The 8,260-nt window shown below is 66.4% G+C and carries 10 protein-coding genes; 4 read left to right on the top strand and 6 right to left on the bottom strand.

Going from position 1 to position 8,260, the window contains the following annotated elements:
* Positions 1–201: 201 nt before the first annotated feature.
* Positions 202–387 (top strand): hypothetical protein, encoded by a 186-nt coding sequence (locus QZY03_RS23690; RefSeq protein WP_295585205.1) that lies wholly within the window; start codon positions 202–204, stop codon positions 385–387.
* A gap of 126 nt (positions 388–513) precedes the next feature.
* On the opposite strand, the gene QZY03_RS23685 is transcribed toward QZY03_RS23690, so the two are convergent.
* From QZY03_RS23685 to QZY03_RS23660, 6 genes are all read right to left on the bottom strand, one after another.
* Positions 514–1,314 (bottom strand): energy-coupling factor ABC transporter ATP-binding protein, encoded by an 801-nt coding sequence (locus QZY03_RS23685; RefSeq protein WP_295585203.1) that lies wholly within the window; start codon positions 1,312–1,314, stop codon positions 514–516.
* Positions 1,308–2,072, bottom strand: a complete 765-nt coding sequence (gene cbiQ / locus QZY03_RS23680) for a cobalt ECF transporter T component CbiQ (RefSeq protein ID WP_295585201.1) — start codon at positions 2,070–2,072, stop codon at positions 1,308–1,310. The genes QZY03_RS23685 and cbiQ overlap by 7 nt, the downstream gene beginning before the upstream one ends.
* A complete protein-coding gene (locus QZY03_RS23675) occupies positions 2,069–2,833 on the bottom strand; it encodes a hypothetical protein (RefSeq protein WP_295585199.1) in 765 nt (254 codons plus the stop codon). The genes cbiQ and QZY03_RS23675 overlap by 4 nt, the downstream gene beginning before the upstream one ends.
* Complete coding sequence (cbiM, locus tag QZY03_RS23670; RefSeq protein WP_295585197.1) at positions 2,830–3,474, bottom strand: cobalt transporter CbiM; 645 nt, start codon at positions 3,472–3,474, stop codon at positions 2,830–2,832. The genes QZY03_RS23675 and cbiM overlap by 4 nt, the downstream gene beginning before the upstream one ends.
* 3 nt (positions 3,475–3,477) lie before the next feature.
* The gene (locus QZY03_RS23665) at positions 3,478–4,272 is read right to left on the bottom strand and encodes a DUF4198 domain-containing protein (RefSeq protein WP_295585196.1); all 795 of its coding nucleotides are present in this window, start codon (positions 4,270–4,272) and stop codon (positions 3,478–3,480) included.
* A gap of 363 nt (positions 4,273–4,635) precedes the next feature.
* Positions 4,636–5,019: a cupin domain-containing protein gene (locus QZY03_RS23660; protein ID WP_295585194.1), complete on the bottom strand. Its 384-nt coding sequence runs from the start codon at positions 5,017–5,019 to the stop codon at positions 4,636–4,638.
* Between the two features lie 287 nt (positions 5,020–5,306).
* On the opposite strand from QZY03_RS23660, the gene QZY03_RS23655 reads away from it, so the two are divergent.
* The 3 genes from QZY03_RS23655 (at position 5,307) to feoB (ending at position 8,204) form a co-directional block, all read left to right on the top strand.
* Complete coding sequence (locus tag QZY03_RS23655) at positions 5,307–5,546, top strand: FeoA family protein (protein WP_295585192.1); 240 nt, start codon at positions 5,307–5,309, stop codon at positions 5,544–5,546.
* Between the two features lie 67 nt (positions 5,547–5,613).
* Entirely contained in the window at positions 5,614–5,850 is a 237-nt protein-coding gene (locus tag QZY03_RS23650; RefSeq protein WP_295585190.1) for a FeoA family protein, read from the top strand.
* The gene (feoB, locus tag QZY03_RS23645; RefSeq protein ID WP_295585188.1) at positions 5,847–8,204 is read left to right on the top strand and encodes a Fe(2+) transporter permease subunit FeoB; all 2,358 of its coding nucleotides are present in this window, start codon (positions 5,847–5,849) and stop codon (positions 8,202–8,204) included. The genes QZY03_RS23650 and feoB overlap by 4 nt, the downstream gene beginning before the upstream one ends.
* The last annotated feature ends 56 nt before the right edge of the window (positions 8,205–8,260 follow it).

Here is an 8,260-nt window from a genome sequence, read left to right as displayed (position 1 = left end):
TTCCGAAGCAGAATAGAAGCGGTTATCCGCTCTTTCGGGTATGAGCCGCCCATCATTTGCACACCATTGGAGCTATTAGAGATATAAGTACATCAACACAATTGTTTATAAGAGATCAGAGATAAACGAAAAATAAAACAAATTAAAAACAGTAACTTAACATAATAGCGCCATATAAAATATTCTGTTGGAGTACTTAACATGAAGGCGAACCCAATTATTGACGAGATCCACAACACCCGCAGAGAGTACGCTGAATGGTTCGGGAATGACCTGCACGCGATCTGTGAAGATGCTCGCCAGAAGCAAGGCCGTCAAGGCCGCCGCGTTGTGCCAGCAAGCCCTAAACCTGCTGAGCATCAAGACATTCATGACCACGCGGCTTAGTTGTCTTTGGCCTCTCACAAAGAGCCTAACAAGACTTGCTGCTTGAGGCTTGCCGACAACCGAGTGAGGTCTGCCTTTTGCCTCAAAGAATGAAGAGCCTGACAAGCGGGCTCCTGGGGTCAGGCATCACGGCTCGTGATGCTCGCCGTGGATCGGCGCCGCGGCCGGGTCCCCATGGTCGGCAACCTCGGCCGGGGCGTGCACATGCAGGTGGGCATGGCGGTGGGTGTGGGGGTGTTGGTGCAGCGTCCCCGCGGCGAGTTGCCCGTCGACCAGGAGCACGGCACGTTGCACCAACTGCTCCAGGACGCGGTGGTCGTGCGAGACGATCAGCATGGCCTGGGGCAAGGCGGACAGGTGGCCGATGAGCCGTTCCTGGGTGGCCTCGTCCAGGCCGGTGGTGGGCTCGTCCAGCAGCAGCACGGCGGGGTGCATGGCGAGGATGGTGGCCAGTGCAACCAGGCGTTTCTCCCCGCCCGAGAGGCGGTGGGTGACCCGGTCGGCGTACCCGGACAGGCCCAGTGCCGCCAGGACCTGCTCGGCATCGGCGCGGGCCTGGGCGGGGGTGCGGCCCAGGTTGAGCGGGCCGAAGGCCACGTCTTCCAGCACGGTGGGGCAGAACAGTTGGTCGTCCGAGTCCTGGAACAAGAGACCGACCCGGGTGCGGACGTCGTGAAAGTCGGGCTCGGTCCGGCGCGTCTGACCGAAGGCGCGGACCTCGCCCGCGCTGGGGCGGGCCAGGCCGACCAGCAGATGCAGCAGGGTGGTCTTGCCGGCGCCGTTGGGTCCGATCAGCGCGACCCGTTCGCCGCCGTGTAAGACCAGATCGGCGCCGCGCAGCACCGCGCGGTCGGCGTAGCCAAAGTGAACTCGGCGCAATTCCAGCAGGGGTGGGTTTACCGATCCGGTCCCGGTGTCCGTCAGCACAGCCGGTCCGCCGTCGTCAGTGCCGTCACCATCACCCCCAGGGCCGCGGCCGACCAAGTGTCGCCGCGGTTCCAAGTCGGCGTGTCCAGGAGATAGAGCCGGCCGTGGAAGCCGCGGCAGCGCATGGCGCCCATGATGCGCCGCGCGCGGGCCAGGCTGCGTACCAGCAGCATCCCGATCAGCCAGCCGTAGCTGTTCCAGGTGTGGCGGTCGCTGCGCGGGCGGAAGGCGCGTACCCGCATGGCTTGATCCATGCGCTGGTATTCCTGATGGAGCAGATGGATCTGGCGGACCGTGAACAAGAGCAGGTGCACCAGTTTCTCGGGCAGTCCCAGTCGCGCCAGTGCATGGCCGAAGACGACCGGTTCCAGGCTTCCCGCCAGGGCGAGCAGGGTGATCACGATCACATTGGCTTTCAGCAGGATGAGCAGCGCCTGCGCGACGCCGGCGCGGCTGGCGGTCAGCGGGCCCAGTGTCAGCAGCGGCTCGCCGGGGACGGTGAAGGGCAAGGTGAGGAGCAGGAACAGCATGAAGCCTTCCAGGGCCAGCAGCCGGCCGCGCAGCATCCGCAGCGTCAGCCCCGCGGCGGATGCCAGGGTGAGCGCGATCAGCCCGGCCGTCAGTAAGGTCCAGAACTGGGTGAGGCTCAGGGTCATCAGGGCGAACAGGCCGGCGGCGAGCAGCCGCAGACGTGTGTCCCGGGCCGCCAGCCAGTCCGCCGCGGACGCCCCGTCAGTGGGAAAGAGCGCCGTGGTCAAGGTCGAGCAGCCGTCCGCCGGCTCCGCCACCAGAGGGCCAGACCCATGAGCCCGAGAATGTAGCCGAGGCCGCCCAGGATGTCGCGCAGCCGCGCCTGATCCTGAAAGGACTGCAACTCCTCGCGCAGCGGGCGCAGTTGCCGGGCGACCGCGCCCTCGATGGCGGTTGTGAGCAGCGGATCAAGGCCGCTCGGCGCCGGCGTTGGGGGTGCCGCGGCGGTCGGGGCCGTCGCGGGCGGCTCGGGCGCGCCTGAGTCGGTGGCCGGGAAGGACCCGGTCAGGTCGGACGCGGGTATCCGCCACTCGGTGCGGTGGCCGTCGCCGGTCTCGGCGACGATCAGCAGATCCGCGGCGGCTTGGGCGCGGTAGCTGAAGCGGCCCGCGGCGTCCAGGGTTGGCTCAGCCAGGGTGCGGTTCTGCGCATCCACGACGCGGATGCGGGCGCCGGCAGCCGCGCCGCCCCCGGCGAAATAGGCCGACCCGGTGATCAGTGGGCCTTCGGCCGCGGCGAAGACGCGCAGTTTGTGGGCCTGGGCGGGGGTGCTGAGGGCCAGACCCGGCAGGATCAGGATCGGTACGAGGTGCGAGAGAATCCGCCGGGGCGCCATGAGAACCTCGATTACGACAACGACAACGACAACGACAACGACAAATCCCGGAACATTAAAGACCTCTCCACCACTGCGTCGTCTGGGCTTCCAGCCCTGACTCTTCCAGTCCCGACGCCGACAGGCCAGGATGGCCTGACGACGCAGGTTCACGGTAAAGCCTCGACCTCCAGTGCGCGAGGCCCGGGCAGCAGGTCGGGTTCGACCCGTTGCAGAAAACGCAGCACGGTGCCGGTGATCAGCGCTTCCACCAGGGCCAGCGGCACATAGGTGATGACCAGCACCTGGGCGGCGGGGATGAAGGCCTGACCGCTCAGGCCCAGGCTCAGGGCCAGCATGACGGCGGTCAGCAGGACTCCGGCACCGCCTGCCGCAGCGCCGATCCAGAACACCGGACGTGCCCCGGACCACGGCCGCTCGCGGCGTAGCAAGGGGCGCAGCGCCAGCGCGCAGAGCAGCGCCGGCAGGGCCATGTTCAGCGTGTTGACGCCCAGCACCGCGAAGCCGCCGTAGCCAAAGAAGACGGCTTGCAGGACCAATGCGACGAACAGGGCGGGCAGGGCGGTCCAGCCGAGCAGCAGGCCCATGAGCCCGTTCAGCAGCAGATGGACGCTGCTGGGACCCACCGGGACGCTGATCAATGAGGCGACGAAGAAGGCGGCGGACAGCGCCGCCGCCGCGGGCAGGTGGTCATAGTCCAGGCGCCGCAAGGCCAGCGCCAACAGTCCGGCCGAGGCGATGGCGCCGGCGATCAGGACCGGAGCGGACAGGACGCCGTCTGGGATGTGGGCCATGGATCACATATCCCGTGTGCGCACCCAGATCAGCGCGCCCTGTTCCACCGGGACCTCCTTGCCGTCCGGATTGGTCAGCGGGGCCGGTCCGTCCAGCAGAGCGGCGAAGCCCCACCAGCCGGCCTTGGGCATCGCATAGCTGAAAACGCCGTTGCTGTCGGCCTTAATGACCTGGGTGACGAAGGGGTCGGCCGGGGGCTTGACCGACCCGTCGTTGCGCCACTCCACCTCGACTGCCGCAAAGGGGACCGGCTTGCCGTACTGTTTGACGATGCCGCGGAACAGATTGCCTGTCCACAGGCCGTAGGGGCGCACCAGGGGTTCGATTTCCACCGGCAGGCCGAGGGCGGCATCCCAGCCGTCCTCGGCGCCGAAGGCATCCACGACCACCTTGGTGTAGTGGACGATCATCTTGCCCTCACCCGGCTCCCAGTAGGGCGCGGGCTCGACGAAGAACACATAGTCACCCGGTTTTTTGACGCGGTACTCGGCGGTGTAGGCGGATTTCCCGTCGACTTTGATCCGTTTCAGCGCGGATTTCAGGTCTTCCCGCCCGGCTGGACCCAGGACCCCGAACTGCACCGGCTCGGCCATTTCCATCACCGGTCCGCGCTCCATGGGGTGGGTAAACGCCAGGCTCAGGCCGACCGGGGTGTTCCCCCCTTCAGTGACGATCTCGGTCGATGGAATCAGTTCCTGAAAATGCGCCGCGGCCGGCGTTGCCGGTGTCAGAGCGAGGGCGAGCAGGCCCATCAGGGCGATCTCTGGACCAGGGATGCGCGTGGGGGTGCCGGGCATAGCGGTTGCTCCTGAGTGGGTCGCGAGTGCGTGCTCACGGACTTGAGGTCCGCGTTCGGACGCATTGTATGACGAAATTAAAATTCATCATACTGGACCCGCAGGCGCCAGCGATTCCCAATTTGGGTGGCATCGCGCGACCCCTGGTGGATGCGGCGCGCGCGACCACCGTGCCAGGCCCCTGACATCGAGCGGCGCGCCTTATCCACCCTACGGCAGCGCCGGTCTTGTAGGGTGGATAAGCGCAGCGCATCCACCATCAACCCCGCCGCCGACACGCTGCCGGCGACGGTCACCCGAATTTGGAGCCGCTGCGCAAGCGCCAGCCCAGGCATCCTGGCGCGGAATATGCCTATTCCAGGCTCAAGCGTCCCGCGCGGACCAGCGCCCGCGCAGGGGGGCACCAAAAAAGGCCAGGACGGTCAGGTGCTCCTCAATGTCGAAAAAGGTGTGATCACAGGCGGCGTGAACGTACATCAAGGTGCCTGGGCGCACCTCGTGTTCACTGGTTCCGACCCGCAGTCGGGCGCGTCCGCTGAGCACCAGATAGAGTTCGTCCTCCTCGTGCGCACTCGCCATGTCACGGGAGCCGACCGGCAGGTGGTAGATGGAACAGCTCAACGAGGGCGTGCGCAGGAACTCGCGCAGGGACAGGGCGCCCGGCGCGACCTGCGCCACCAGGTCGTCCAGTTGAAAGACCTCCCAGTCGTCCGTCGGGGTTGTGGCCGGCTGCGCGTCACTGGTCATGTCGGGGCTCCAAGGATTAGGCAATGTGATCGGTCAGGGTAGACGAAAGGCGTCATCGCGCGTGTGCTCAGTCGCGGCGGGGCGGGGCAGTTGGCCGACAGGCGGGTCCGGGCGCCCGCGGTCGGCTTTCGGGCCACGGTGACGGATGGTCGGGCCGACGCCGCGCTACTGTACCGTAGATGAGAAGGATTTGCGTTAACCGGTCGGCGGGGAGTAAGATGCGAATCGTTCGCATTAATGTCCGAGTTCCAAAGTCGTCAATCCAGAGCCGCAAACCAGAGTCAAACATGGACACCGAGCCCAAGGGCTTTCCGCTGATGATGGCCGATGAGGGGACGCCGGTGCGTATCCTCGCCCTGCGCGGCGGCAAGACGCTGTCGTTGCGCCTGACCGAACTGGGGCTCAATGTCGGCGCCGAAATCCAGGTGGTGCAGCGTCAGGGCGGCGGCCTGCTGGTCGCCCGCGGTGAGGCGCGCATCGCCTTGGGCGGCGGGATGGCCGCCAAGATCCTGGTTGCACCATTATGATGCGTTTTTGGGCCGGCGGTGCGTGCCGCGCCCATGACACCCGGCACAGCCGTTAAGTAGGTTCAAGATGTCGATCATGCTGAAAGAGATGAAGGCCGGCGATCAAGGCCGGGTGCAGGGTTTCGCGCCCGGTGGCCAGGCGTATCGACGCAAGCTCCTGGCCATGGGGCTGACGCCGGGGGTCGAGTTCCAGGTGGTGCGGGTGGCGCCCATGGGCGATCCGGTGGAAGTGCGGGTGCGCGGGACCTCGGTGAGTCTGCGCAAAGACGAGGCGGCGACGCTGAACGTGGAGCGGTTGATATGAGCAGTACCGACAACACCCATTCCAGTCCGGGTCAAACCTTCACGATCGGCGTCGTCGGCAATCCGAACTGCGGCAAGACCACGCTGTTCAACGCCCTGACCGGCTCCCGTCAGCGGGTGGGCAACTGGCCCGGCGTGACGGTCGAGCGCAAGACCGGGCGCTATCGGTTCCAGGGGGCGGAGTTTACGCTGGTCGACCTGCCCGGAACCTACTCCCTGGATGTGACGGATCAGGAGGTCTCACTGGATGAGCGTATCGCCCGTGACTTCGTGCATGCTCGCGAGGCGGATCTGATCCTCAATATCCTGGATGCCTCCAATTTGGAGCGGAACCTTTATCTCACCACCCAACTGATCGAAACGGGCCGGCCGCTGGTGGTAGCCCTGAACATGATGGACGTGGCCCGCGAGAAGGGGTTGCGCATCGATACGGTCGCGTTGGCACGGCAACTCGGCTGTCCGGTGGTCCCGGTGTCGGCGGCCAGCGGGGAGGGGGTGGATGACCTCAAGGCGGTGCTGTTGCAGGCCGCGGCGGCGCGGCCGGTGCCCAGTCTGGCGATCACCTTCGATCCGCTCATCGAGTCCGCGATCGCCGCCCTGCTGCCGCGGCTCACGCCGATTGCCGCGGCCAGCGGCGATGCGCCGCGCTGGCTGGCCGCCCGCCTGCTGGAGGGTGACGATCTGGCACGCCGTCTGGTGGGCGATGCCATCGGCACCGAGACGGTCCGCGCCCTGCTGGGTGACCAGGCGGACGACGTGGACATCCTGCTGGCCGACGCCCGCTATGGGATCAGTCATGCCTTGACGCAGTCGACCGTGGTCCGCACCGGTCAGGCGTCGCGCAACCGGTCTGACGCCATCGACCGGGTGATGCTCAACCGCGCCCTGGGCATCCCGATCTTTCTGGTCGTGATGTATCTGATGTTCATGTTCACCATCAACATCGGCGGGGCTTTCATCGACTTCTTCGATCAGGCCGCCGGGACCATCTTCGTGGACGGGACCGCCGAGGTGTTGACGCGGCTGGCGGCCCCCGAGTGGCTGATCGTGCTGTTGGCCAACGGTATCGGCGCCGGTATCCAGGTGGTTGCGACCTTCATCCCGATCATCGCCTTCCTGTATATCTTCATGTCGGCGCTGGAGGACTCGGGCTATATGGCGCGGGCGGCCTTCGTCATGGATCGCTTCATGCGCACCATCGGCCTGCCCGGCAAGGCGTTCGTGCCGCTGCTGGTCGGGTTTGGCTGCAATGTGCCGGCGATCATGGCCGCGCGCACGCTGGAGAACGCGCGCGATCGGATTTTGACGGTTCTCATGGCCCCTTTCATGTCCTGCGGGGCGCGGCTGCCGGTCTATGTCCTGTTCGCTGCCGCCTTCTTTCCGGTGGGTGGCCAGAACATCGTGTTCGGGCTCTATCTGATCGGGATTTCGGCGGCGGTGCTCACCGGGTTTGCGATGAAGCACACGCTGCTCAAGGGTGAGAGCACGCCCTTCGTCATGGAACTGCCGCCCTATCATCTGCCGACGCTCAAGGGCGTGCTGATCCGCACTTGGGAGCGCACCCAGGGGTTCGTGGTGCGGGCCGGTCGGGTGATCGTCCCGATGGTGCTGGTGCTCAATGTGCTCAACAGCATCGGCACCGATGGGACCTACGGCAACGAGGACAGCGAGAAGTCGGTCCTGGCGGAGATCGGCCGCACCATCGCACCGGCCTTCGCACCCATGGGGCTCAATGCCGAGAACTGGCCGGCCACGGTCGGTATCTTCACCGGGATACTGGCCAAAGAGGCGGTGGTGGGGACGCTCAACGCGACCTACTCGGCGCTGGCCGCGGCGGACGCGGGCGAACCGGAAGAGGCCGCACCCTTCAGTCTGACCGGCGGTCTGCAGGCGGCGCTGGCCACCATCCCGGCGAATCTGGGCGATGCGCTCGGCGCCTGGGGTGATCCCTTGGGGTTGGCGGTCGGTGACCTGACCGACACGCAGGCGACGGCCGCGGCCCAGGAGGTCAGTACCGGCACCTTCGGCGCCATGGCGGCGCGCTTCGACGGGGCGGCCGGAGCCTTTGCCTACCTGCTGTTCATCCTGCTCTATGCGCCTTGCGTGGCGGCCATCGCGGCGATCTATCGGGAGACCACGCCCGGCTGGGCCGTCTTCACCGCGGCCTGGACCACGGGGCTCGGTTACATCGCGGCGACGGTCTTTTATCAGGCCGCGATCTTTAGCCGGGACCCGACCGCATCGGCGCTTTGGATCGGGGGGATGCTCGGGGTGTTTGCCGCGGTGTTGTTCACGCTGCGCTGGTGGGCCGACCGCGATCCGCGTCCGGCGCGGTTGGCTCGGGCGGCGGTCTGAGGCGTGGGTGATTTGCGTCGGCCGCCGCCGGCTGGAAGCCGGCTCCACTAAGACAG

The organism is uncultured Lamprocystis sp., from assembly GCF_903933125.1.
Classification (GTDB): Bacteria; Pseudomonadota; Gammaproteobacteria; order Chromatiales; family Chromatiaceae; genus Thiodictyon.
This window is presented reverse-complemented; position numbering and strand designations above follow the sequence as displayed.